General features: G+C 64.6%; 24 protein-coding genes and 1 pseudogene. 17 read left to right on the top strand and 8 right to left on the bottom strand.

Going from position 1 to position 23,560, the window contains the following annotated elements; genetic code table 11:
* Positions 1-54 precede the first annotated feature (54 nt).
* Genes ACFVTG_RS22855 through ACFVTG_RS22825 form a run of 7 tightly spaced genes read left to right on the top strand, consistent with a single transcriptional unit; the run spans position 55 to position 7,104 of the window.
* Complete coding sequence (locus tag ACFVTG_RS22855) at positions 55-954, top strand: hypothetical protein (protein WP_390283026.1); 900 nt, start codon at positions 55-57, stop codon at positions 952-954.
* Complete coding sequence (locus ACFVTG_RS22850) at positions 951-2,558, top strand: FAD-binding oxidoreductase (RefSeq protein ID WP_390283025.1); 1,608 nt, start codon at positions 951-953, stop codon at positions 2,556-2,558. The genes ACFVTG_RS22855 and ACFVTG_RS22850 overlap by 4 nt, the downstream gene beginning before the upstream one ends.
* On the top strand, positions 2,533-3,705 hold the full coding sequence (locus ACFVTG_RS22845) for an acyltransferase family protein (protein WP_390283024.1): 1,173 nt from the start codon (positions 2,533-2,535) through the stop codon (positions 3,703-3,705). The genes ACFVTG_RS22850 and ACFVTG_RS22845 overlap by 26 nt, the downstream gene beginning before the upstream one ends.
* Before the next feature lies 1 nt (position 3,706).
* A complete protein-coding gene (locus ACFVTG_RS22840; protein WP_390283023.1) occupies positions 3,707-4,846 on the top strand; it encodes a sedoheptulose 7-phosphate cyclase in 1,140 nt (379 codons plus the stop codon).
* Positions 4,843-5,565 carry a cupin domain-containing protein gene (locus tag ACFVTG_RS22835; protein ID WP_390283022.1) on the top strand — a complete coding sequence of 241 codons (723 nt, stop codon included), beginning with the start codon at positions 4,843-4,845 and terminating at the stop codon, positions 5,563-5,565. Before ACFVTG_RS22840 ends, ACFVTG_RS22835 begins: the two co-directional genes overlap by 4 nt.
* Positions 5,562-5,912: a hypothetical protein gene (locus tag ACFVTG_RS22830; RefSeq protein WP_390283021.1), complete on the top strand. Its 351-nt coding sequence runs from the start codon at positions 5,562-5,564 to the stop codon at positions 5,910-5,912. The genes ACFVTG_RS22835 and ACFVTG_RS22830 overlap by 4 nt, the downstream gene beginning before the upstream one ends.
* The gene (locus ACFVTG_RS22825) at positions 5,902-7,104 is read left to right on the top strand and encodes an MFS transporter (RefSeq protein ID WP_390283020.1); all 1,203 of its coding nucleotides are present in this window, start codon (positions 5,902-5,904) and stop codon (positions 7,102-7,104) included. The genes ACFVTG_RS22830 and ACFVTG_RS22825 overlap by 11 nt, the downstream gene beginning before the upstream one ends.
* A 225-nt stretch (positions 7,105-7,329) precedes the next feature.
* Here the strand turns inward: ACFVTG_RS22825 and ACFVTG_RS22820 are convergent, their stop codons facing one another.
* From ACFVTG_RS22820 to ACFVTG_RS22810, 3 genes are all read right to left on the bottom strand, one after another.
* The gene (locus ACFVTG_RS22820; protein ID WP_390283019.1) at positions 7,330-8,745 is read right to left on the bottom strand and encodes an MFS transporter; all 1,416 of its coding nucleotides are present in this window, start codon (positions 8,743-8,745) and stop codon (positions 7,330-7,332) included.
* A gap of 101 nt (positions 8,746-8,846) precedes the next feature.
* Positions 8,847-9,557, bottom strand: a complete 711-nt coding sequence (locus ACFVTG_RS22815; protein ID WP_390283018.1) for an NAD(P)H-dependent oxidoreductase — start codon at positions 9,555-9,557, stop codon at positions 8,847-8,849.
* Positions 9,558-9,598: 41 nt separating this feature from the next.
* Positions 9,599-9,931 carry an ArsR/SmtB family transcription factor gene (locus tag ACFVTG_RS22810; RefSeq protein ID WP_390283017.1) on the bottom strand — a complete coding sequence of 111 codons (333 nt, stop codon included), beginning with the start codon at positions 9,929-9,931 and terminating at the stop codon, positions 9,599-9,601.
* 375 nt (positions 9,932-10,306) lie between these two features.
* Here ACFVTG_RS22810 and ACFVTG_RS22805 point away from each other — a divergent pair, with 375 nt between their 5' ends.
* A complete protein-coding gene (locus ACFVTG_RS22805) occupies positions 10,307-10,663 on the top strand; it encodes a hypothetical protein (RefSeq protein ID WP_390283016.1) in 357 nt (118 codons plus the stop codon).
* 449 nt (positions 10,664-11,112) lie between these two features.
* Complete coding sequence (locus ACFVTG_RS22800) at positions 11,113-12,297, top strand: PucR family transcriptional regulator (protein WP_390283015.1); 1,185 nt, start codon at positions 11,113-11,115, stop codon at positions 12,295-12,297.
* Between the two features lie 112 nt (positions 12,298-12,409).
* On the opposite strand, the gene ACFVTG_RS22795 is transcribed toward ACFVTG_RS22800, so the two are convergent.
* The gene (locus tag ACFVTG_RS22795) at positions 12,410-13,159 is read right to left on the bottom strand and encodes a FadR/GntR family transcriptional regulator (RefSeq protein ID WP_390283014.1); all 750 of its coding nucleotides are present in this window, start codon (positions 13,157-13,159) and stop codon (positions 12,410-12,412) included.
* Between the two features lie 181 nt (positions 13,160-13,340).
* On the opposite strand from ACFVTG_RS22795, the gene ACFVTG_RS22790 reads away from it, so the two are divergent.
* From ACFVTG_RS22790 to ACFVTG_RS22760, 7 genes are all read left to right on the top strand, one after another.
* Positions 13,341-14,858 (top strand): ABC transporter substrate-binding protein, encoded by a 1,518-nt coding sequence (locus ACFVTG_RS22790; RefSeq protein ID WP_390283013.1) that lies wholly within the window; start codon positions 13,341-13,343, stop codon positions 14,856-14,858.
* A gap of 31 nt (positions 14,859-14,889) precedes the next feature.
* Positions 14,890-15,834: an ABC transporter permease gene (locus ACFVTG_RS22785; RefSeq protein WP_390283012.1), complete on the top strand. Its 945-nt coding sequence runs from the start codon at positions 14,890-14,892 to the stop codon at positions 15,832-15,834.
* Positions 15,831-16,733 (top strand): ABC transporter permease, encoded by a 903-nt coding sequence (locus tag ACFVTG_RS22780; protein ID WP_390283011.1) that lies wholly within the window; start codon positions 15,831-15,833, stop codon positions 16,731-16,733. Before ACFVTG_RS22785 ends, ACFVTG_RS22780 begins: the two co-directional genes overlap by 4 nt.
* Complete coding sequence (locus ACFVTG_RS22775) at positions 16,730-18,520, top strand: dipeptide ABC transporter ATP-binding protein (protein ID WP_390283010.1); 1,791 nt, start codon at positions 16,730-16,732, stop codon at positions 18,518-18,520. The genes ACFVTG_RS22780 and ACFVTG_RS22775 overlap by 4 nt, the downstream gene beginning before the upstream one ends.
* Positions 18,517-19,932, top strand: coding sequence for an amidase (locus ACFVTG_RS22770; protein WP_390283009.1), 1,416 nt, complete (start codon positions 18,517-18,519; stop codon positions 19,930-19,932). Before ACFVTG_RS22775 ends, ACFVTG_RS22770 begins: the two co-directional genes overlap by 4 nt.
* A 38-nt stretch (positions 19,933-19,970) precedes the next feature.
* Complete coding sequence (locus ACFVTG_RS22765) at positions 19,971-20,195, top strand: hypothetical protein (protein WP_390283008.1); 225 nt, start codon at positions 19,971-19,973, stop codon at positions 20,193-20,195.
* Positions 20,196-20,539: 344 nt separating this feature from the next.
* Complete coding sequence (locus ACFVTG_RS22760; protein ID WP_390283007.1) at positions 20,540-21,370, top strand: MFS transporter; 831 nt, start codon at positions 20,540-20,542, stop codon at positions 21,368-21,370.
* Here ACFVTG_RS22760 and ACFVTG_RS22755 read toward each other — a convergent pair.
* Complete coding sequence (locus tag ACFVTG_RS22755) at positions 21,367-21,501, bottom strand: hypothetical protein (protein ID WP_390283006.1); 135 nt, start codon at positions 21,499-21,501, stop codon at positions 21,367-21,369. The two genes, ACFVTG_RS22760 and ACFVTG_RS22755, sit on opposite strands and share 4 nt — an antisense overlap.
* Before the next feature lie 13 nt (positions 21,502-21,514).
* On the opposite strand from ACFVTG_RS22755, the gene ACFVTG_RS22750 reads away from it, so the two are divergent.
* Positions 21,515-21,871 (top strand): hypothetical protein, encoded by a 357-nt coding sequence (locus ACFVTG_RS22750; protein ID WP_390283005.1) that lies wholly within the window; start codon positions 21,515-21,517, stop codon positions 21,869-21,871.
* 238 nt (positions 21,872-22,109) lie between these two features.
* Here ACFVTG_RS22750 and ACFVTG_RS22745 read toward each other — a convergent pair whose 3' ends face one another.
* The 3 genes and pseudogenes from ACFVTG_RS22745 to ACFVTG_RS22735 all read right to left on the bottom strand — a co-directional run.
* Positions 22,110-22,898 (bottom strand): DeoR/GlpR family DNA-binding transcription regulator, encoded by a 789-nt coding sequence (locus ACFVTG_RS22745; protein WP_390283004.1) that lies wholly within the window; start codon positions 22,896-22,898, stop codon positions 22,110-22,112.
* Complete coding sequence (locus ACFVTG_RS22740) at positions 22,856-23,278, bottom strand: Beta-galactosidase C-terminal domain (protein ID WP_390283003.1); 423 nt, start codon at positions 23,276-23,278, stop codon at positions 22,856-22,858. The genes ACFVTG_RS22745 and ACFVTG_RS22740 overlap by 43 nt, the downstream gene beginning before the upstream one ends.
* A 23-nt stretch (positions 23,279-23,301) precedes the next feature.
* A pseudogene (locus tag ACFVTG_RS22735) lies at positions 23,302-23,460 on the bottom strand (beta-galactosidase); the annotation flags it as partial.
* Between the last annotated feature and the right edge of the window lie 100 nt (positions 23,461-23,560).

Here is a 23,560-nt window from a genome sequence, read left to right as displayed (position 1 = left end):
TCCGGCGGGCGCCCGCCTCACAACGGCGCCAATTGCACGAAAAACATAGGGGGAATGATGAACCGTGCCCGCACACGCGGCATTGACCATTTCGGTCTGACCGTCGGATCGCTGGAGGACGCGATCCACGACCTGAGGAACGCGCTCGGCGCCGGCCTCTGCTATATCGAGGGCCCGATCCGGGACCCTGAACCCGGGTGGATGGCCGCCAAGCTCGGTGCGCGCGGCAGCTGCACGTTGCGTGTTGCCGCCCTGAACGTGCTCGGAACCAACCTCGAACTGTTCGACTATGCCGGCGCCGAACCCCGGTCCTGGACCTCGCCCCCAGGCACGGCAGGGACGTTCTTCCTGCTGCTGCGGACCCCGGCGCCGGAGCGGATCATTTCGCGGCTGTTCAACGAGGACGCGGTGGTGCGCCCCGTCGAGCACCCCGCGCCCGGCTACGAGGTGACCCTGCCCTCCGGTATCCATCTGGCCATCCAGCATGGTCCCGGGGAGCAGCTTCTCGGTGCGGTCTGTCTGAACCGGTACGACCACCACAGGGCACTCACCGAACTCACCGGGACCTTCGGTCTGCTCGAGGTGGAGGCAGTGACGGCTTTCGGAGCCTCGGGAATCGTGCTGGCAGGGGACCACGGCGCGCCCCTGGCGGTCCTTCACGGCTACTCCCCCGCGCCCCGTCCGGCGAACAGTGACGCGGGTGGGCACCACGTGGCATTCCACGCCGACGACATCGATGCCTCCGTGGCGTCCCTGCCCGTGGCCACCCGGTACGTCCCGCGAGGGAGGCCGGAAACCATCACAGAGGGCCCGATTGCCGGGGACCGGTGGGTGTACCTTGACTCGCCGTTCGGTCTGCAGCTCGAACTGATCAACATGCCCGACGGAACCCTTCCGTATGAAGCCGGCTCCACCGCGCGCCGGACGCCGATGACGATCGGAGCGTTCGCATGAGCACCACCACTTCTTCCCGCCGCACCTTCCTCGGGGCCGGGGGCGCTCTCGCAGGCGCCTTCGCCCTGAGCAGCATCGCAGCAGGCGCCAGCGCCGCGCCTTCCGGAACAGCCCGCACCCCGTACCGCGTGATCACCGCCGGATCGGAACAGTACGAGGACCTGCTGCAAGGCACCAACCTGCGCTGGAGAGGCGCCGCCCAAAGGATCGCCTTTCCCACGACCACCGATGAAGTCGCCCAGGAACTGCGCACCGTCCTGGGCCTGGGGCTCCGCCCCTCGGCCCGCAGTGGCGGGCACTGCTACGAAGGCTTCGTTGCCAACGGCGACGTCAAGGCGATCATTGACCTTTCCGCGATGGACCAGGTGCACTGGGATCCGGAGATGAAAGCGTTCGAAGTCGGGGCAGGCGCGCAACTGGGTCTCGTCTACCAGTTGCTGTACAAGCAGTGGGGCGTGTACGCCCCGGCAGGGAACTGCCCCACTGTCGGGGCTGGCGGCCACATCGCCGGTGGCGGCTACGGGAGCATGAACCGCCGCGACGGACTTGTCGTGGACCACCTGCTTGCGGTCGAAACCGTCCACGTCCAGGCGGACGGGACCGTCACGGTCAGCCGCGGCACCCGCGACCCTCGGGACCCGCACCACGAGCTGTGGTGGGCACACACCGGCGGCGGCGGAGGGAACTTCGGCATCGCCACACGGTACTGGCTGCGGTCCCCCTCAGTCAGCGGCGACCAGCCCGAAAAGGCCTTGCCCGCCCCGCCCCGTCACGTCTGGCTCAGCACCGTGGCGTGGGACTGGGCCTCCATTGACGAGGCCGCGTTCACCCGCCTGCTGAACAACCACGGTCGCTGGCACGAAGCCAACTCCGCTCCCGGGACCCCGGAAGCCAAACTGTTCGCCCAGCTGAAAACCTGGCACCGCTCCAATGGCTCGATCACGATGGACACCATCGTCGACGCGGCGGCACCCGACGCGACCGGTGTCCTTGACCGCTACCTCGCCGCCGTCTCGGCCGGACTCCCTGAGCCAAAGGTTGTCCAACACAGGCTTGTTCCCTGGCTGCAGGCAACCCAGTGGAGCGGGTTCACCGGCCCGGACTCGACCCGCCGCTTCAAAGGCAAATCGGCTTATCTTCGCCGCAGCTACACCCCGGATGCCATTTCTGCCGCCTACCGAGGCTTGAACGATCCCGCTATCTCCAACCCGACTGCCCTGCTGATGATCGCCTCCTACGGCGGCGCCGTGAACCAGGTCTCCGCGGCGGCGACCGCCGTCCCGCAGCGTGACTCGATCATCAAGTTCCAGGTCGTCTCCATCTGGGACAACCCGGAGGACGATGACGCCAACGTCGCCTGGACCCGTACCACCTACCGGAACATGTTCGCCGTCACCGGAGGCGTGCCCGCCCCGAACGAGAACGCCGACGGCGCCTTCGTGAACTACGCCGACGTTGACCTCAACGTCCGTGCCTGGAACATCTCGGGACTGAGCGCGTTCCAGCTCTACTACAAGGACAACCTGCCCCGCCTAAAGCGCGCACGCGCCACCTACGACCCGAAAGGAGTGTTCACCCATGCCCAGAGCATCCCTCTTGTCTGAAACAACAGCCCCGGCACCGGGGGGCGTCCGCCGCCTCGATGCCCTGACGGGGTTGCGCTTCTACGCCGCTTTGCTCGTCTTTGCCTTTCACCTGAGCTTGAACCGCTTCTTTGCCGGCGACGCACCGGCCGTTGAACCCTTACGCTTCATCCTGAAAAACGGCGGCTGGTTCGGCGTGACGTTCTTCTTCGTGCTCTCCGGCTTCGTACTGGCCTGGTCGGCCAGGGCCGGAGACACCCCGGGACGGTTCATCTGGCGACGCATCGCCAAAATCGTGCCGAACCATGCCGTGACCTTCTTCGCCGCCCTGGCCATCGGCGGGCTGGGGGCCGCAAGCACCGGCGAAGCCATTGCGAACTTTTTCCTGCTGCAAGCCTGGATCCCGGCCGACACGGCGTTCTTCAGCATCAACCACCCCAGCTGGTCCCTGTCGGCAGAACTGTTCTTCTACCTCGCCTTCCCTTTTGCGTTTCCGCTCGTGAAGCGTGTTCCCCGCCAACGGCTGCTCGCCGTCGGCGCCGGCCTGGTGCTTCTTGTCACCGCGGCACCCCTGGTCGCCGCGATGCTCCCCTATGGGGCAGAGTTCGGCGCAAACCACCTGCAATCCCCGCTCCATGGGGCATCCATCCCGCAGATCTGGGCCGTCTACGCACTGCCTCCGGCCAGGTTCATCGAATTCGCCCTTGGCATGCTCGCAGCCCGCGCCGTCCTCGAAGGACTCATCCCGCGGATTCCGCTGGGGCCGGCGGCCGTGTTCGCTGCCGCCGGATACGCGCTCAGCCTCTTCGTGCCGCTGGCCTGGCAGATGGACTCCGCCTACGTTCTGCCGGTCGCCGTGCTTGTCATCGCGGCCGCACAGGAACCGGCACCACCAAGGATCCTTGCTTCACCGGCCGCCGTGCGGCTCGGAGAGCTCTCCTTCGCTTTCTACATGGTCCACGACATCATCCTGACCGCGACACGGGCCATCCTGGGCCCCGACCCGTTGCAGCCTTTACCTGCCGCCGGGGTCATCGTTGCGTCCTTCGTCGTGAGCCTGGCAGCCGCGTGGCTGCTCTGGCGGCTGATCGAAACACCCGCCAACAATGCCCTCCGGACTCTGAACCCCTTCGGCACCACCCGACGTTCCACCACACGAGAGGCCTGACATGACCACGAACAACCGATCTTGGACCGTCTCTGCACAACAGGACGTGAACTACCGCGTCGAAACGACCTTCAACATCCTCGACCCGGCCAACCCGACCCTCATCGACGGCGAACACGGTACCCGCCGCCTCATCGTCACCGACACCACCGTAGATGCCCTTTACGGAGAAAAGATCCGAGCCTACGCCGAAGCCAACCTCACCGAACACCGGATCCTCGTCCTGCCCCACGGGGAAAGCAACAAACGCTGGGTCGCCGTCGAGACCGTCCTCGAAGCGATCGAGTCCTTCAAACTGGACCGCCGGCGTGAACCGGTAATCGCGATTGGCGGCGGCGTCCTGACCGACATCGTTGGTTTCGCCTGCAGCATCTACCGCCGAAACACTCCTTTCGTCCGGGTCCCCACCACCCTGATCGGCATCGTCGATGCCAGCGTCGGTGTCAAAACCGGGGTGAACTTCCAGACGGGCAAGAACAAGATCGGCACCTACTTCGCAGCCTCACGCAGTCTCCTGGACACCTCGTTCCTGGCCACGCTCGGCGCCCGGCACCTCTCCAACGGGCTCGCCGAGATCCTCAAGATCGCACTCATCAAAGACCGGGACCTTTTCTCCCTGCTGGAGGAACACGGCGCCTCGGCCCTCACCGGCCGGTTCCAGCAACATAGCGATGCCGAGCAGCAAATCATCGACCGGGCCATCGCCGGCATGCTCGAAGAACTCGAACCCAACCTGTGGGAGCAGACCCTTGAACGACTGGTCGACTACGGCCACAGCTTCTCTCCGACCGTCGAAATGAAAGCCCTTCCCGAACTCCTGCACGGGGAAGCCGTCTGCCTCGACATGGCACTGACCACCGCCATCAGCGTCCACCGCGGCCTCGTCTCCGCAGAACAGGCCCGTCGGGTGTTCACCGTCATGGGCAAGCTCGGCCTGCCGGTAGCCCACCGGGCCATGACAGCCGAAAACCTGCTCGAAGGCCTTGCCGACACGACCCGGCACCGCAACGGCCTCCAGCGGCTCCCCCTCCCGGTCGGCATCGGGGCTGCCGTGTTCGTCAACGACCTCACCCCCGCGGACATCGCCGCGGCCCTGGAGATCCTGGCATCGGCAGCCCAGTTCGAGGGTGCCGCCGCATGAACATCCTGACAAGCGCCCCGCCCAGGCCGCGCACCCCGGCTCGGCATTCCACCGTTCTCGGCGTCCACGGCGCGGAAGGCCAGACCGGCTGGAAAGCCTTCTACACTCGCCGCGAACTGGCCTCCCCGACAGAGGCAGTCGAGTGGGCAACCCTACCGCCCGGGGCAGTCTCCGGCGAACACCGCCACACCCGCACCGAGGAGATCTACCTCATCCTGGACGGGAACGGAGAATTCTTCCTCAACGGCGTCGGGCACCCCGTCAGCCAGGGCACACTCGCCCTCACCACGCCCGGGAACATCCACGGCCTGCGCAACACCGGGAACACCACCCTGAACTGGTGGGTCATCGAGACGCTCACCCCCCGCACCGAGAATGCCCTGAACCGCACCGACCACACGGAGACCGCACCCATGCCCGCAAAGATCTTCGACCTCAACACGGCACCAAGAATCGACACGAAGGGAATCTTCGACGGCCCGCTCACCGCCGTCGAACGCCACACCCTCACCACCGGACAAGCGCTCACCTTCGGGGAGGAAGCCACCGAAATCGCCGGGTTCCTCAACCAGGGAGCGGCCGAACTCGCCTTCCCCGGCTCCACGGCACGCATCGAAGCCCCCACCGCGTTCCTGGTCCCTGCCGGTGCCACGGCCACGTTCACACCGGAAACCGGCGGCGAACTGTTCACCGTCGAGCTGCGGATCGCCCGGCCATGATCATCAGCACCATCGACACTGACGACTACTGGAGCTGCCTGATCCGCCGCGGCATGCTGCACAGCGAAACGGAAGCCATCGAACACTGGACCCTCGCCCCCGGCCAGGAACTTCGACTGGGCACCCATGGAGTCCACGAAGCGCTGCTCCTGCTCTCCGGAACAGCCACCTTCTCCGGGGAAACCCTGGCAGCCGGGAGCCTGCTGCTCGCCCCCGCCCTGCAATTAGCCACCCTTACCGCGACAACAACCACCCAGGTCCTCAGTATCCGCACCTACCCCGGGCACGTCACCCGGGTGCTGCCAGCCCGGATACCGGAACTTCCCGAGGCCGAACGTGCCATCTGACACCCTGGGAGCGAGGCTGCGGGCAACCGTGGCCTTGCCCCTGGCCGTCTTCTTCGCAGTCACTGTCGAAATGGCACCCGCCGGCGCCCTCACGCACATCGCCACCGCACTGAGCACCGACATCGGATCCGCAGCCGCAGGCTCCAGCCTTTACGCCCTGAGCACGGCAATCCTCGCGCTGCCCCTGGCCGGCTTTGCGCAACGATTCGAGCTACGCAAAGCCACTATCCTTGCCGGCGCGATCTTCACGGCCCTGGGCTTGGCCACTGCCGCGGCACCCGATCTGCCCGCCTATCTAGTCCTGCGCGCCCTGCACGGGGCCGCCCACGGCGCCTTCTTTCCCCTCGTTCTCGCGCTTGCGGCTGCATCTGCACAGCAAAACACCGGCAAGGCCGTCGCCAGAGTACTGCTGGGCAACGGTTTCGCGCTGGCCGTCGGTGTTCCCGTCTCCGAGGCCCTGGCCACCCTGAACTGGCGGATACCGATCGCATTATCCGCCATCGGCGTTCTCGCATCCATCCTCTTCGCACCCCGTCCGGTGCCTCAAGAACAGGGCAGTAGGGAGGAACACGCAAGAAGGCCAGCCCGAGGCATCTTCTGGCTGTCCGTGACATTCGCCCTGGCCTTGGCCGGGCACTTCTCGTATTACACCTTCCTCGCCCCGGCAGCTACCGCCGACGCCGTACCGGCGCCTCTGGCCCTCGGCGCCTACGGAGCGGCGGTCATCATCTCAACCGCCTTATCGGGCACCATCGCCGGCCGGCACCGTTTGCAACGTGCAACTGCCGTCATCACCGCCGAAGCCATCATCCTGGCGGTTGCAGCCCTCACCCCCGGGCCGGCAACAACCATCATGGCCGCATCGCTGGCCGGGATCTGCTTCGGTCTGCTCCCGACCCTGATCCAGACGGAGATGCTGGAGCGCGCCGCGGGCCACCGGGCGCTGGCCTCCGGAGCCGCAGTCGTTGCCTTCAACACCGGCATCGCCACGGGAGCAGCGGGCGGAGCGACAGTCACCGGGATCACCATCCACACCCCTGCCCTCCTCGGTGCAGCCCTCCTGTTCCTCGCCGGCGCCGGACTTCAGGCAGTCCGATTTCACACGGACAAACTCCAACGTTCCAGGTCAACAGTCCACACCGTATCGGAACCAGGGCTCACCGCAGCGCAAGCAGGAGAACGCAGGGCATGACGGCAATTCGGGGTCTCGGCCCCGCCGCTCCACATCAGTCCCACAGCAGGCTTTACCCGCTCGACTGGCACTGTGCAATGAGCCTTGGCACGCTTTGGCGTCCTGGAGGGCGGATCTACTTGAGCAGCCGGCGTCATCCCAGATGAACCAGTCCCACTACTTGTCATGCTCGATTCATGACAGTCGAGGACTGGCGGCCACCCGATCCTGCGCTCGGTGGTGTCCTCAGGCGGCGGCTTTGCTGCTGGCTGGCAGTCGCAGGAAGAGCGCGACCACGACGGCGGAGGCGAGGCAGATGACCGCGTTGATGCCGATTGCGGCCTGGAGTCCGGGAAGGAGCGTGGAGGCGGCGAAGGCGGTGACGATTGCCGACATGACCGGCGTGCCGAGGGTGATGCCGACCTGCTGGCTCATGGTGATCAGACCGGTGGCGAGGCCCTGCTGATCGGCCGGGACACCGGTGGTGGAGGCGACGGCGTAGCCGACAATAGCGACAAGGTTAGCCACCCCGCCGATGAACGTGACGGCCAGTAGCGGAATGACCCAGGCCTGGTTGTCCGAGACAAACGCGAGCGGGAGGGTCGCTGCGCCTTGGACGATGAAGCCGATGACGATTGCGTTCTTGGAGTTGGTCTTTCCGATGACTTTCGGAGCGATGAGTCCGCCCAGGACGGTCCCGACGCCGAGCCAGGCGAAGATCAGGCCAGCGGTGACGGCGTTGAATCCGAGGGTTTCCTGCAGGTAGAGCGTGAGCGGGAACACCAATGAGGTTTCGGTCGCGAACGCCAGGAGCCCGGCGAAGTTGCCCCAGGCGATGTTGCGGCGCTTCAGCAGCGCCGGAGCAACGAGTGGTTCGGCGACGCTGGACTCGATCCGCAGGAAGACCGCGAACAGGATCAAGGCTGCGAGGATCGACCCCCAGGCGAGCGGTTCGGCCCATCCGGCCTCACCGGCGGTAGTGATGCCGAAGACAAGGGCAACCAGGGCAACTGTGACCGTGATCGCACCGGGAGTGTCGAGGCGGGGGCGGCGTTCGGCGGGCTTGTCTGTCAGTGCGAACGGTGCGGTGGCGAGGACAAAGAGGGCGACGACGACGTTGATGAAGAAGGCCCACCTCCAGCTCACCAGGCCGGCGAGGACACCGCCGAGGGCGGCACCGGTGGTGAATCCTGCGGCCATGAGGGCGCCGCTGAGGCCGAGAATGCGGGCGCGGGCCGGCCCCTCGGCGAACATCGTGGTGAGCAGCGACAGGGCTGCCGGGGTGACCATGGCGGTGGCGATGCCCTGCCCGACCCGGGCGGTCAGCAGCAGCACAGGTTCCGCGGCGAGGCCGGCAACAAGGGAGGAGGCTCCGAGCAGGACGATGCCGAGAATGAACAGGCGCTTGCGGCCGAACAGGTCGGCAACACGGCCGAAGAACAGGGTGAACCCGGCCGCGCACAGGGCGAACGCGGTGACGATCCATTGCAGGTTGGCGGTGGTGAAACCGAGGTCGCGGCCGATGCGCGGCAGGGCGACGTTGAGGACGGAGAAGTCCACGGCGAGGGTGAAGTTCGCCGTGAGCAGCACGGCGACGGCCAGGCGCTGGCGGACGGTAAGCCGTTCCGTCGCCCTGGTCGCGAGCAAAGTATTCGCGGTCATGGTGGTCTATCCCTTTCTGGAGAGGTATCCGGAAAGCCCGGATGGGCGCAGTTGAGCTGCGGACGCGAATTTGCACTGTCCGCTGACTGGTTAGTGAGTGGTTATCGGGTGGCGGTCAGGTCGCGGTAACGCCTTGAAGCCGCCAGCGGGCGGTCGTTAAGGTTGCTGACAGCGTGGCGTACCTGGTGGAGCGCTTCTGTCCGCAACTCATCGTCCAGATGGGCCGGGCCGTAGGTGATGATGGGTTCAAGGGCGTCGTAGCCGACGAACTCGAACATTCCGCGGTGGATGTGGAAGAGGAAATCGTTGATGTCACCGAAGGCACCGTCGGGGGCGAAGGCGTCGGCCGAGCCACCGGTCGTGGCCAGCACCAGGGCTCGCCGCCCGGTCAAAGCCGCCTGCTCGAAGGCGCCAAAGTCCCCGCCGCTGACGGCGCCCATGACGAAGACCCGGTCCATCCAGCCTTTGAGAATCGCCGGCAGGGAGAACCACCACAGCGGGAACGACAGCACGAGCAGGTCGGCGCGGAACACGGCGTCCAGATCGGAGCGGACGTCTGCCGGCAGGGTTCCGTCCTTCACGGCATTCCATTGCTCGCGCTGCGGCTTGAACGGCCCCTCGAACGGCACGAACTCGCCCCTGTCCAGGACCGGCTCCCAGTGCCTTGCGTACAGGTCGATGAACTCGACGGCGTAACCCTGCGCCCGCAGGGACTCGGCCGCGGTGTGCGCCTGGGCGGTGGAAAACGAATCAGTCTCGGGGTGGGCGTGGATGATGAGCGCCGAGGCGCGGGTGTCAGTTTGCTTGCTCACCCGCTCATCATATCTACAAATCGCGATATATCGATATGTGGCTAGGCTTTGCCCGCCACCCTGTCCCCCACGCGGCGCAGGAGGATTTCGTTGCGCCGGTAGTGGGTCCACTTGCCCACCCGGGTGGATTGGACCAGCCCGGCACGTTCCAGGGTGGTCATGTAGGAGGAGACCGTCGATTGGGCAAGGCCACTCTTGGCCTGGATGTGGCTGACACAGACACCGACCTCGATCCGGTCGGCGATGGGATCATATTCGGCGAACTCGGCCACCGGGTCACGGAGCCAATCCATGATCTGCAGGCGCACGGGATTGGCCAGTGCCTTGAGCGCATCAAGCAGCTCATTGGCAGAAAGACCGTCTTTGTCGCTCATGGCACACACCTCCTCGGCTATCAGTGTATCCACCCAGTTCGCACCCAAAGCGACCGATACCCGCCGGAGATCCGTAATTCAGGTCACCCTACGAACTTCGGTCAAGGGCCCCCGATCGTGTAGAGCCGCTCGGTCCCGGCTGCGGCGCTCCCCATTCGCTACTCGCGGCTCGGTCTTGGTGAGCTTTGAACGCCGTGGGATCGCCGAACATTCATCAACCTGTCGCACCTAGGACTCGTCACAGCTCACACAGAAGCAGATACACCCGCTTCGGCTCGAGCCGGGGCGATATGGCGGGCGGCCCGGCTTTCACATCTCTTTTTGGTGCCGTTGGCGCAAGAGGAACGACAAACGGGCGGAGGTTAGGCTGAGACAATGAACCCTGATTGGATCGAGCACCGCCGCCATGGAGACCACGAGCTTCTCGGATGGGTCGTGATCGAGAACGATGGCTTCGTGGCGGTGGATTTGCTCGGCCGGACGCGGACAGATGTCGTCGATTGGCTGACCGCCGAAGAGGCGCTCGATACAGCGGGCATAGGGTATCTCGCTGAGCCGTACGAGCTCCTGCTCGACGATGGACGCTGGTTTTCGGTGCGCCTAACCGAGGTCTCGCCGCAGGCAATCAAAGTAATGAAGGACGACTGGAGCGTCGTGGATGCACCCCAGCTGCACTTCACGCTTCCCTTCCCGATGCCAGCCCAGCTCCGGACATCCAAGAAGACCTCCTGACCTTCACTGGACCATGTCAACCGGGCGGGGTGGCTCAGCAAGCTTCACGAGCACGACAGGCCTGCACTGAAACTACGTCAAAACCCGACTGGGGATTCGTCTTGGCTTCGCCTGCTGGCGGGGCGCGTTTGGAGACGTTCAAACCCGCGCACAGTCGGTAGAGAATTTCGATCACAACCGCCTTCCGGCCGCTGTCAATGGCATCAGTCCCACGGTCCCCGCGGCACCGGGCGCTCAGCCACCAAGCCAACAGGCGCCGGAAACGGACCAGGGTCGCACCCGGAACACGATTCTAGTGGTCGCCAGAGCGTTACCGACCGGAACGGCCCAGCCATCCCCCGCCCAGGGTGGGCGCCGGCTATTTCCCCTCCTCCGCCAAGGGACACGCCATCGGCCAAAGAAGATTCCCCGAGGACGACGGTCGCGTTTGGTTTGTGCCGCGTCGGCTTTTGACCGGATTTCGCTGCCGCTGGCTTGCCAGGTCGATGATCGGTGCGCCGGTGGTGCTGGAGGACCTGCAACATCTCGTCCTTGCCTATTCCGCACGCAACGTGGCAACCACGGAACTGCTGGACGACTGGGAGCGGAGATCACGGACCACCCCTTCGCCGGCGCAGGCCCATGGTTCGGCAAAGCAGCGGGTTGGCGCCGAGGGATGGCTGCAGGTCCCGGTCGGTGTGCGTCAGCAGCTCTGGGGACGCTTGGTGGTTCCGGTGCCCCAGCGCGCCGGAGGTGACGACGACATGGCGGTCATGGTCCTTGAGCGGGCCGCGCAAACCCTCGCCATCAACCGCCTTGCCGAACGGGACCAGCGCGAACTTACCCAACAGGCACAGTCCGGCCTGCTCAACGCGCTTCGCCAGCCGCGCGGACTGAGCGAGGCAGAAGCCCTCGCACGCGCCGGCGCGCTGGGCTTGAAACGATCGCCGTACTACCTTCCCTTGGTGTTCCGGACGGAGCTTCCCGCCGCGGCCCCCTTTCCCGGCGACCCCTTGGCAAGTCAGCAAGAGGCACGCGTCTTGCTGGAAACGCTGGCCAGGGCACTGAAATCCACGGCCAGCAGCGGATTGACGGCCAGCATCCACTCAGGCTCGGTGGGAATGATCCTTGCCCTCCCGGCACGGCAGCTCGAGGAAACCGCGCTGCAGCGCCTGGCCGGCGCACTGCACGCCCACGGCGGCGACTTCGCCCCGCACTGGACCATCGGCGTCGGGCGCTGCCGCTCCTCGCTTCTGGAAGCGGCGGCCGGAATCGACGAGGCCGCGCACGTTGCCGAAACAGCGGCCACCCTCCGCGAGCCAGGCAAACCGTACTACCGCGCCACGGACATCCGGCTCCGCGGCCTCCTGACCCTGATCCGCAGTGATCCCCGGGTCCAGCAGTTCGTGGAATCCGAGCTCGCGGCCGTGCTGCAGGCCGAAGTCGAAGGCAGGCCCGGTTACCTGGAGCTGCTCGGCCGGTATCTGGAATCCGGAGGCAACAAGGCGGCCATGGCACGCGGCGGATACCTGAGCCGCCCGACCCTGTACGCCCGTCTGGCCAAGCTGGAGGATCTCCTGGCGGTGGATCTGGAGGACGCGGAATCACGGACCTCGCTGCACGTGGCACTCATGCTGCACCGGCTGCGGGGGTAGTAGAGGCTCGCTCACTTTGGGCGCCTTGACGCGATATGTGAGCGAGCGTCGCCGGAAAAGGGGATATATGTGAGCGAGCGTCGGAGGGCGAGGGGCGCCGCGACCGCACGCTTTACGGAAGATCCACGAAAGCCGCTAGGGCCTCCTTCTCTGCGGCATCGAGGTCGTCAGCGTAGTAGCGGTAGATGTTGTTGACCGCGATCGTCGCGGCCGCCTTGGAATCCTGTTTGCGGATCGCATCCACCAGAAGCGCGGCATCGCGTGCGCTCTGCCTGAGCCGGGATCGGCGGTCGAGGTCCGCGGACAAACGCCGGTCTACCAGATCGGCCATGATCCCTCCCACTACGTTCCCGCAGACTTCGATGAGCGTGTTGCCGGAGGCGCGGCGGATGGAGGCATGGAAGCTATCGACGTGCTGGCCAAACGGGCTGCCCTCGACGTCGGCGATTTCCTCCAGCCCACTGGCCGCCTGTTCGATGAGTGCGAGGTCCTCTTCGCTTCGGTGGAGTGCCGCCAGCATGCAGGAATGGCCCTCGAGCAGGAGCCTGAACTGAAGCAGTTCCACCCTGGAGATGCTTTCCAGATGCGCCAGCCGCGACATTTCCTTTTCCAGTACGCGTGGCGAATACGGCATGACCACGGGTCCGCGGGGATCACCCGGGCGAGACTCGATGATGTCGTTCGACTGAAGGACACGAAGGGCTTCCCGCACGGTGGCGCGGCTGACCGAAAAGTCGGCCATGAGCTGGCGCTCACTGGGCAGACGGTCTCCGGGCTTTAGTTCGCCGCTTGCTACCGCGCCCTCAACCTGCCCGACGATCGACTCGTATGCGCTGACCTTCTGAACGGGGGTGAATGTCATGAGCCTTCCTTCGTTAGCCGTGGAACCAAAGGTTAAATCTTTGTTTCCGCTCTTGATACTCGCGTACTACCGATCATAGTCTTCAATCTACTGGCCAGACCAGTACGCTCCGCCGACCAGTACGAAGCTATTTGTTCTTCATTCTCCCCTGTCCGCATCCCTCACCTCTGGAGGCGCGAAAGTGTCCACAATCGTCAAACGCATTGCCGCCGCTGCAACAGCCACCGCAGCCGTGATCGCCCTCGCTGCATGTAGCGCAGGTTCCGGCTCGTCTTCCTCAAGTGGAGGAACACACGCACCGTCCGTCAAAATTGGACTCACGGGCGAACCAGCTAACTTCGACCTCACAGCCACTGCTGGTTCCGCGATCCCGCAGGTCCTCATGAACAACGTCTATGAAGGCCTCGTCACCCTGGACCAGGACGGCAAGGTCCAGCCGAGGCTCGCCTCCTCGTGGACCGTCAGCGAGGACCGCACCACCTACGACTTCAAGCTCCGGCCGGGCGTCACCTTCTCCAACGGCCAGGCGTTCACCGCAGATGATGTGAAGTTCTCCCTGGAACGCATCGCGACGAGCTGGAAGATCAACCAGTCCAAGATGTCCGCGTTGGACCACGTGGAGGTCGTCTCTCCCACGGAGGCAAAAGTGGTCCTGAAGGCCCCGAGCAACTCATGGCTCTTCGACATGACCGGTACCGTCGGCCTGATGTTTGATCCAAGCGGAGTCGCCAAACTGGCATCTGAGCCGATTGGCACCGGGCCTTACACCATCACCGAACGAGTTCAGGGCGACCACATCAGCCTTACGGCCCGCGACAAGTACTGGGGCGAGAAGCCCAAGGTCACGGATGTACGGTTCCGTTACTTTGCCGATGCCGTCGCGAGCACCAACGCACTGCGGGCCGGTGACGTCGACATGCTCTTCAACATGCAGGCTCCCGATCTGATCTCCCAATTCAAAGCGGACAAGAAGTTCCAGGTGATGCAGGGTTCCTCCAACGGTGAGGTCCTGCTCTCCTTGAACAACAAGGCCGCGCCGTTCAATGATGTGCGCGTACGCCAGGCGATTGCTTATGCGCTGGATCCACAGGCCATCATAGATACGGCATGGGCCGGAAACGGCAAGCGGATCGGGGCCATGGTCCCGCCCACGGACCCGTACTACGAGGATCTGACCGGCCTCTACCCGCACGACCCCCAAAAGGCCAAGAAGCTGCTTAAGGACGCCGGGGCGGAGAATCTATCGATCGCCTTCGACGTCCCTACACGCCCTTACGCCAAGGCCGTCTCCGAGGTGGTTGTGTCCCAGCTGGCCGAGGTGGGCATCAAAGCCACCATCACCACCGATGAGTTCCCCGCCGTGTGGCTGGACAAGGTCTTCACAAAGCACGATTTCCAGATGTCCGTCATCCTGGCAGTCGAACCGCGGGACATTCTGGCCACCTTCAACAACCCGAAGTACTACATCGGCTACGACAACACCACCATCGCTCCGATCGCCGCCGCTGCCGACAAGGGAACCACCGAGCAGTGGATCCAAGGTATGAGGGAAGTTGCGAAGAAGACCGCGGAGGACGTTGCCTCCGTTCCTCTCTTCCTCTTCCCCAACGTCGTGGTAGCCAACTCCAAGCTGCAGGGCATCGCGGCAAACGCCGTCACCGAGTCCCTCGTCCTGCAGGGCCTGAACTGGACGTCCTGATCCCATCCACTAACTACGAAAGGGGGTGGCCGTGGCCTTCCGACTCTTCACACTGATTGGCAACTTCATCGCCACCGTGCTCGTTTCAACCGTGGTGGTCTTCCTGCTCCTGCGCATCATGCCGGGAGATCCGGCCACGGTCGCCCTCGGGATCGAAGCAACACCGGACCAGCTTGACGCCTGGCGCAGCGAGCATGGGACCAACACATCCGTCGTCGCCCAGTACTTCGACTGGCTGGGCGGCCTGCTGCGGGGTGACTTCGGTACCTCATACGTGAGCCAGGAGAACATCTCCGCAACCGTCCTGGACCGCCTCCAGGTAACGCTGATCCTGGTGGGGGCCGCCATGCTCATCGCGCTCATTGTTGCCATTCCCTTGGGAACCTTGTCCGCCATGAAGCACAAGGACGCCTCGGGAGTACTGATTTCCGGGGTTTCGCAGATTGGGGTGGCAGTACCCAGCTTTCTCGTCGGCATTCTTCTAGTGGCGTTCTTTGCGATCAACCTTGGCTGGTTCCCTTCGGGCGGATGGGCAGCCCCCGGCGACGGCCCGGAGTTCCTCAACCACCTCGTTCTGCCTGCCGTGGCCCTGGGTTCCGTTCAGGCATCCATCCTCACCCGGTATGTGCGGTCCGCGGTCATGGAGATTATGCGCGAGGACTTCCTTCGGACTGCCCGGTCCAAGGGTCTCACCGCCGGGGCGGCGCTGGTCCGCCACGGCCTGCGGAACGCCGGCATCCCGGTACTCACCGTGGTGGGCGTGCAGCTGGCGGGTCTGCTGATCGGCGCGGTCGTCATTGAACGTGTCTTCAGCATTCCCGGCCTGGGAAGCTACCTGGTTGACTCTGTCGGCAACCGGGACTTGCTCGCGGTCCAGGCAGTCGTCGTCGTACTTGTCATCGCCATCGTCCTGATCAACTTCCTTGTTGACCTCGCCTTCACCGTGGTTGACCCGAGACTCCGGAGGGCTTCATGACCACCACAATTCCGCCGGTCAAAACAGAGCCGGCCGCCCCGGCGAGAAGGGGACCGGCTTCCACTGGGGGCATTCGTCGGCTTCTCTCCGGCACCAACACGGAGCTAATTATCGGCTGCGCGCTGATCGCCCTAGTTGCCGTCGCGGCACTGGTATCGCTGGTCTGGACGCCGTATGATCCTGTCCGATCCGTCGCCGGCGACCGCCTCCTCCTTCCCGGCCCCGAGCACCCTTTCGGCACAGACCGCTACGGCCGTGATCTGCTCTCCGGAATCATGGTGGGGGCACGGATCACCCTGCTGGTGGGGACAGTGGCTGTTGCGATCGCCGCCGTCATCGGGGTTCCCCTCGGCATCCTCGCCGGGATGCGGGCCAAGCGGCTGGGGACCCTCATCATGGGAGGCAGCGACGTGGTCATGGCCTTTCCCGGTCTTCTTCTGGCCATTGTTTTCGGCGCCGTTTTCGGCACTGACACCTACACGGCAATGATCGCCCTAGGCATCGGCGCGGCCCCGGCGTTCGCCCGGGTTGCCCGTGCCGGAACGCTCCAGATCATGAAAACGGACTATGTGTTCGCGGCCCGCGCTGCCAACCGCTCCGGGTTCGCCATCGCCATCCGGCACGTGCTCCCCAACATCAGCGGCATGATCGTGGTGCAGTGCTCGGTGAACTTCGCCACGGCCGTGCTCGCCGAGGCCGGGCTGTCCTTCCTGGGACTGGGCACCAAGCCGCCCACCCCGTCCTGGGGACGCATGCTGCAGGACTCCCAGCAGTTCCTCGGAAGCCACGACTACCTCGCAGTGATCCCCGGCCTCGCCATCGCCATCGCCGTCCTGGGATTCAACCTGCTCGGCGACGGGCTCCGCGACCGATTCGACCCGAAGCTGAGGACCAGATGACATCCATCGCCACATCACTGCCTTCCGTGAGGGAGCGCGAAGGACGGCCCGCCCTCGAAGTTTCAGGGCTCACTATCTCCAGCGCCGACCACGTACTTGTTGACAGCCTGCAGTTCCGGATCGACAAGGGTGAGCGCGTCGGCCTGATCGGAGAATCAGGATCCGGCAAGTCCTTGACCTCTCTCGCGGTCATGGGCCTGCTACCCGAAACGCTCTCCGCAAGGGGCATTGTGAGGATCGACGGCGACGAGCGGAACCTCGTCGGCCTCGGGGAAGCCCAAGCGGCCCGACTCCGCGGCCGCAACATGGCCATGGTGTTCCAAGAACCCATGACCGCACTGAACCCGCTCATGCGCGTGGGCCGGCAGATTGCCGAAGCGATGACCATCCACGCCACACAACCCAACCGGCCCTCGGCCGAACGCCGGGCAATCGAGCTTCTTGCCGATGTCGGGCTCCCCACCCCGGCCGAGACCGCCCGCGCCTACCCCCACCAGCTGTCCGGCGGGCAGCGGCAGCGCGTGGTCCTGGCCATCGCACTCGCCAACGACCCCGCCCTCCTGGTCTGCGACGAGCCCACCACCGCCTTGGACGTGACCGTGCAGAAGCAGGTGCTGAACCTCGTGCTGGAGACCGTTTCCAAGCGCGACACCGGCCTGCTCTTCATCACCCACGACCTCGCCGTGGTCGGCGAGACGTGTGAACGCGTCTTGGTCATGAACAAGGGTGTCGTGGTGGAGGAGGGCCCCATCGATCGCGTCTTCACGCGGCCGGAACATCCGTACACGCGCGGCCTGCTCGCTGCCTCCGACCTGGATGCGACGGACGAGTCCGGCCGACTGTTCACGGTTTCGACGGCGGGATCCTACGTTCCTGGCCGTTCCGTCCAACGGATGGACCGGACGGAGGATCCCGCCGCCGCTTCCATGGAACAGGCGACCGAGCCGCCATTCCCTGAGACGCCCACCGTCGTGGTGAAGGCGGAAAACATCACCAAGCAATACAGGCGCGGCCGCACTTCGCTCTTTGCCCCCGCGCAGACCGTCGACGCCCTGAAGGGCGTTTCCTTCCAGATCGAGGCAGGGCAGCGGTTCGGCATCGTGGGAGAGTCCGGCTCCGGCAAATCGACGCTCCTGCGCATCCTGTCGGGCCTTGACGTACCCACCTCTGGAAACATCGACGTCGTCGGGCGGCGCCTGAACGGCGCCCGCAAGGCCGACCTCGCCGAAATGCGCCGGAACCTGCAGATCGTCTTCCAGGACCCTATGGGGTCGCTCAACCCCCGGATGGCAGTAGGCGACATCATTGCCGAACCGCTCCTGAATGCGGCGAACTTGCAGTCAGGCGTCGGCATGGGCAAGAAGGAGCAGCGGGACCTGGTCGCGGAGATGGTTGCCGCCGTCGGACTGCCAAAGGACGCGGTGGACCGCTATCCGCACCAGTTCTCGGGAGGGCAGCGCCAGCGCATCTCGATCGCACGGGCTCTGGCTTGCCGTCCACGCATCCTGGTCGCGGACGAGCCTGTCAGCGCCCTCGACGTTTCGGTCCGGGCCCAGGTACTGAACCTCCTCGCCGACTTGGTCCAGGAATACGAGCTGACACTGATCTTCGTTTCGCACGATCTGCATGTTGTCCGGTACCTGTGCGACCAGGTAGCCGTCATGCAACGAGGCGAGATCGTTGAACAGGGCTCAACCCGCGACATCTACGAAAACCCCAGAAGTGACTACACGCGTTCACTCCTCGAGGCGACACCCACGATTCGACACACGCAGGAGAGGCCATGATTGACGCAACCACCACAGCAGCACCAAGCCAGGAACTGGCAGGCGCTGAACTCGTCCGCGCCTACGCCGGAGGGGCTGTTTCCCCGGTGGACGTTGCGCGCGGTGTCCTTGAAGACATCGAGGCGAACAACCCCGCCATCAATGCCTTCAGCAACCTCGATCCGGAGCAGGTCCTCGCCGACGCCGCCGCGAGCGAGGCCCGTTGGCGACGCGGTGAACCGTTGGGCCCGATCGACGGCGTGCCCTGCACGGTGAAAGAAAACCTCTACCGCGTCGGCATTGCCGCACGGGCGGGAACGGCCAGCAGCGATCCCGTCATGCCGGTCAGGAATTCGCCCGTGGTTGACCGCATCCTCGAGGCTGGCGGGGTCATCGTTGGATCCACCACCATGCCCGATTGGGGCATGCTGTCCTCCGGCGTCTCCAGCCTGCACGGCGTGACCCGGAGCCCCTGGAACCCGGATTGGACGGTCGGCGGTTCAAGCGGAGGCGCCGGCGCCGCCGCCGCAGCCGGATTCGGCTCCATCCACATCGGTACCGATATCGGCGGGTCCGTCCGCCTTCCCGCCACATGGCTTGGCCTGGCCACCCTCAAACCCAGCGACGGACGAGTCCCGATCGACAATCCATACCTCGGCCGCGCTGCCGGCCCGCTAGCCCGGTCCGTCGAGGACGTCGCCCTCGCCATGTCGGTCCTTTCCCGCCCAGACGTCCGCGACTACACCTCTCTCCCGCCCGAAAAGCTGCCCTGGGACGAGCTCGACGTCGACGTCCGGGGCAAGCGAATAGCTCTCCACCTTGAGCCCGGTGCAGGGATGCCGGTGGATCCGGAAGTCCGCGCCGCGGTTTCCCGGGCAGCCGACCTCTTCTCCGACGCCGGGGCCGAGGTGGTGGAACTGAAGCCATTCATGAACGAGCGCTACCTCGAGAACATGGACGCCTTCTGGCGCGTGCGATTCTGGCGCAGCTACGTTGACCTGACCCCCGAGGCCAAAACCCGGGTGCTGCCGTTCATCGCCACCTGGGTACACGGAGGCGCGGACGTGTCCGGACGGAAGGCACTTGAGTACTTCGATTCGATCGCCGATCTACGCCGAGCCACGGTGGACGCCACTCAGCCGTTCGACGCCGTCCTCTCTCCCGTCGCGTCTGTGGCAGCGTTCCCCGCCGACTGGCCCATGCCTTGGGGACACGACGACGCCGGCATGGCACACATTTCCTTCACGCTGCCGTACAACATGTCGGGGCAGCCAGCGTCCAGCGTAAACTGCGGGTTCACCTCAGACGGGAGGCCGATCGGCCTGCAGATCTCCGGCCGCCGATTCGCGGACCTCGAGACCCTGCAATACACCTCCTGGTACGAAAAAGCCCGCCCTGCCAACGCCACTCCAACGTTCCCTAGCGGATCCTAAGAGCCGCCGGACTGTCAACACAGACGAGAGACGCTTCCATGAAGAAACGCACCGCCTACGAAAAGGCGCACCCCAGGAGGATTTCCAGCGCAACCACCACCCGGACAGGAGAGCACTGCCCGACCAACGGGTGGTGGGCGCCCACCACCGACGCGAAAAATCCGCGATTTGTCTCCGAAGGAAGCATGATGCCCAGCGAAGGGGGCGGATCCGTTACCTGGGTGCTGCTTCGCAGCTTTGGCGATCTTCCGTTGCCGCTTTAACAGACAGTTCGGTCTGGAGCCCGCCGTGCAGACATGGGTGAAGGGTGAACGGATGGGTACAGCCAAGCATTGCGAGAGTCCGGCCGGTCCCCACCAAACGCGCAACGATCGGTCGAGCTATTCAACCCCCGTACCAGGGGACGAAACAGGGCCGTTTCTTCCCTGACACATCACCGCGCGACGATTCTCGATCTGTGGGAATGCCCTCCGATTTTGGGGCTTCAGAGCCGCTTACTGGAGCTAATCGGCTTCCATCCGGCCTCACGGCACCAGGGTGAGAAGGACCGGAGTCGTTGCCAGCGGCGTTGGCATATGGAGAAAGACTACGCAAAAGGATTCGGAACATGGCAATTTCTGTCTCAAGTGATACGTCAGTAGGGAGGCGCGCGGTTGTTGCGGCCTCTTTCGGGAACGCCATGGAGTGGTATGACTTCTCGGTCTACGCATTCTTCGCCACTTACATCGCGAATAACTTCTTTCACGAAAACGATCCGACGACAGCCCTGATCAACACGTTCATAGTGTTCGGTGCTGGGTTTGTCGCGCGCCCGCTCGGCGCCGTACTGATCGGGATGTACGGCGACCGCGTCGGACGTAAAGCCGCACTCATGCTGTCAATCGCAACCATTGGCTTAGGCACCCTGGTGATTGCTATGGCCCCGCCGATGGTCTTCATTGGCATAGCGGCGCCGCTACTGCTGCTCGTCGGTCGACTTTTTCAGGGGTTCTCTGCCGGCGGCGAGATCGGCGGCGCGGCTGCGTTCATGATCGAACACGCACCAAAGGGCCGCCAAGGACTTTACAGCTCGTGGCTGCAGGCATCCATGGGTATCTCAAATCTGATTTCGGCGGTGGTCGGGTTCACCATCACCAGCGTGTTCCCGGCATCAACCGTGAACGAGTGGGCATGGAGAATTCCCTTCATTCTCGGCCTCTTGATCGTGCCGGTCGGGTTCTACATTCGACACAAACTACCGGAAACCGGCGACTTTGAATCCCGTCGAGCCCAGAGCACCGGAGGACGCAATCCGCTAGTCCAGCTGTTCGCCAAACATCCGCGATGGCTGATCACTGCGTTTCTTTTCTCAGTGATGTGGACCGTGTGCGTATACGCGTTCGTCATCTACCTGCCGACCTACTACCAGTCGGCCGCGGTGGGGCTCAGGTTCACCTAGCAGGAGTCCTTCCTCGCATCATTGATCGGCAACGTCGTGCTCGTGTTGGGCTGTATCACGGCCGGCCGGATGGCGGACAGCACCGGGCCGAAGAACCTGATAATCGGCAGCTCCATTGCGATGCTGGTCATGCCGACTCTGTGCATGTTGTGGTTGCACTCCCAGCCGACCCTTCCGGTGCTCTTGGTCGTTCACACTCTCTTGTGCGCGAATGTTGCAGCTTTCGTCGGGGTTGCCCCCTCCGTGCTGCCCAAGGCCTTTCCTGTGCCGGTGCGCTCCACAGGGCTTGCCGTAAGCTACAACCTCGCGGCTATCGTGTTTGCTGGGTCCACCCCTGCCCTGATGACATGGGCGACGGCGAGCCTGACAGTCTATGCCCCGGCACTTTGGGTCGGATTAGGCTCCATTGCGGCCCTGGTCTCAGTACGCGCGTTGTTCAGACAAATCGCAGAGGTCGAAGCACTCCAGGAAGTCCATGCCGGAGAAGCCCCGACCGCCTGACACTGAGTTGAAAGACGAGAGGCGCGTCCAGGTCATCATGGACCGGGACGCACTCTCCTTTTTGGTGCGCAAGCTCCGGCTCCTGCAGGACAGAACACCCCGCTCCCCTCTCGGGCACCCCAAGTGTCGTTCATAGCTGATGATCGCCGATGCCGCATGGCTTAGGCCGGTCCTCCGGATCACATGCGCAGGACGAGGAGAGGAGTTGTCAGATATGCTCGTGCATCACGATCCGGAGTCAGGCAGTTTCTCGCTGCAGGGCGCGAACCAGTGTGACCCGGCCGACTCGCTCCCTCAGAACGTGTTGAGCGTCGGTACCGAGTCGGTCGTCGCAGATTACTTCGTCGACATCCTCCAAGGCCGCAATGGTGCTGATTCCCAGGATTCCCCACTTGCTGCGGTCCGCCAGTACCACTACTTCACGCGAAGCAGCCGCCATGGCCCGGTCCATCTCGGCCTCGAGCAGGTTGGGCGTGGTGAAACCCGCGTTTTCGTCCATCCCGTGAACACCGAGGAAGAGCATGTCCAGGTGCAACTGTTTGATCGCGGCCGTGGCGACGGGACCCACCAGAGCGTCCGAGGGTGTCCGCTGGCCTCCGGTAAGAATTACGGTCGACCGTGCATGGCTTGAGTGGAAGACGTCGGCGATCCGAACCGAGTTGGTCACGATGGTCAGAGACTTGCGCCTGGTGAGTAGCCTGGCCAGCGTCCACGTGGTGGTACCGGCGCTCAGCCCTATCGCCATGCCTTCTTGGACGCGCGAGGCGGCCTCGGCAGCAATGGCTTCCTTCTCTGCCAGGGCCTGGGTGGATTTAAGCTCGAAACCGGGCTCGTGAGTGCTGGACATACCGGACACTTTGGCTCCGCCATGGACCTTCACCAGCAGTCCGGCCTCGTCCAGCAGTTCAATATCGCGCCGAATCGTCATCGGAGATACATCTAACAACCCGGCAAGTTCGGCGACTCGGACAATACGCTGGCGCGTCACCGCGTCAACGATGGCGGAACGTCGTGCGTCGGCAAGCATGATGACCTCGATTCAGGGGTAGAGGGACGGTGCAGCCGCACGACGGCGACACCTCCTGCAGTAACGTTCAGCGTACCCCCGGTGGCGGTAACGCTGAGAAGCTCGACGCCGTCGAGCGCCACCTCCACGTCCTGGGCGCTGTGGTTGATGACGAAGGTCCAGTCCTTGGCCCCATTGCTGCGGCGGACGATCTCCACGTCTTCAGGGGGCCGGAGCCAAGGACCGGCTCCACCGCGTCCGGCGGATCCCGCCCGGCGGGTTACCGCGGGCGAGCCGTCGACGCCGGTGCCCGCGCCGCTCATGCCTGCGCTGGCGCCGAACGCGGCTCGACGATCGCCGTCGTCAGGGCTGCTGCCGCCCGACGATAGTCGGGCGAGCACGCCGCGAAGGCTTGCCGGGAACCCTAACTTTGCCGGACGCCGTCGGCATCCACCGGGAGCGAATCGGGGTACTTCCGGCTGAACCACGGCGGCGGAGAGGCACTCGCGTTCGCAAGATCCACACTGATGCCGTTGGCGTGGAGCAGGTCCAGGATCCTGTCCAGCCAGCCGAACTCGTACCGGCCTTCATTGCCATGCGTTTTATCCTTTGCTGGAACCGAGCGTGAGACCGGCCACGAATTGGCGCTGCAGCACGAGGTAGATGATCAGGGTGGGTATCAC

Origin of the sequence: Arthrobacter sp. NPDC058127, assembly GCF_042884555.1 — a bacterium.
Lineage (GTDB): Bacteria > Actinomycetota > Actinomycetes > Actinomycetales > Micrococcaceae > Arthrobacter.
The sequence above is the reverse complement of the archived record's forward strand: the minus strand, read 5'-3'. Positions and strand labels throughout refer to the sequence as shown.

Coding starts and splice junctions, on each gene's coding strand:
- ACFVTG_RS22850 (WP_390283025.1), top strand. CDS start 951: ATGAGCACCACCACTTCTTCCCGCCGCACCTTCCTCGGGGCCGGGGGC.
- ACFVTG_RS22775 (WP_390283010.1), top strand. CDS start 16,730: ATGACATCCATCGCCACATCACTGCCTTCCGTGAGGGAGCGCGAAGGA.
- ACFVTG_RS22855 (WP_390283026.1), top strand. CDS start 55: ATGATGAACCGTGCCCGCACACGCGGCATTGACCATTTCGGTCTGACC.
- ACFVTG_RS22830 (WP_390283021.1), top strand. CDS start 5,562: ATGATCATCAGCACCATCGACACTGACGACTACTGGAGCTGCCTGATC.
- ACFVTG_RS22760 (WP_390283007.1), top strand. CDS start 20,540: ATGGCAATTTCTGTCTCAAGTGATACGTCAGTAGGGAGGCGCGCGGTT.
- ACFVTG_RS22795 (WP_390283014.1), bottom strand. CDS start 13,159: ATGACATTCACCCCCGTTCAGAAGGTCAGCGCATACGAGTCGATCGTC.
- ACFVTG_RS22810 (WP_390283017.1), bottom strand. CDS start 9,931: ATGAGCGACAAAGACGGTCTTTCTGCCAATGAGCTGCTTGATGCGCTC.
- ACFVTG_RS22845 (WP_390283024.1), top strand. CDS start 2,533: ATGCCCAGAGCATCCCTCTTGTCTGAAACAACAGCCCCGGCACCGGGG.
- ACFVTG_RS22745 (WP_390283004.1), bottom strand. CDS start 22,898: ATGCTTGCCGACGCACGACGTTCCGCCATCGTTGACGCGGTGACGCGC.
- ACFVTG_RS22820 (WP_390283019.1), bottom strand. CDS start 8,745: ATGACCGCGAATACTTTGCTCGCGACCAGGGCGACGGAACGGCTTACC.
- ACFVTG_RS22765 (WP_390283008.1), top strand. CDS start 19,971: ATGAAGAAACGCACCGCCTACGAAAAGGCGCACCCCAGGAGGATTTCC.
- ACFVTG_RS22805 (WP_390283016.1), top strand. CDS start 10,307: ATGAACCCTGATTGGATCGAGCACCGCCGCCATGGAGACCACGAGCTT.
- ACFVTG_RS22770 (WP_390283009.1), top strand. CDS start 18,517: ATGATTGACGCAACCACCACAGCAGCACCAAGCCAGGAACTGGCAGGC.
- ACFVTG_RS22780 (WP_390283011.1), top strand. CDS start 15,831: ATGACCACCACAATTCCGCCGGTCAAAACAGAGCCGGCCGCCCCGGCG.
- ACFVTG_RS22755 (WP_390283006.1), bottom strand. CDS start 21,501: ATGACCAGCATCGCAATGGAGCTGCCGATTATCAGGTTCTTCGGCCCG.
- ACFVTG_RS22835 (WP_390283022.1), top strand. CDS start 4,843: ATGAACATCCTGACAAGCGCCCCGCCCAGGCCGCGCACCCCGGCTCGG.
- ACFVTG_RS22750 (WP_390283005.1), top strand. CDS start 21,515: ATGTTGTGGTTGCACTCCCAGCCGACCCTTCCGGTGCTCTTGGTCGTT.
- ACFVTG_RS22840 (WP_390283023.1), top strand. CDS start 3,707: ATGACCACGAACAACCGATCTTGGACCGTCTCTGCACAACAGGACGTG.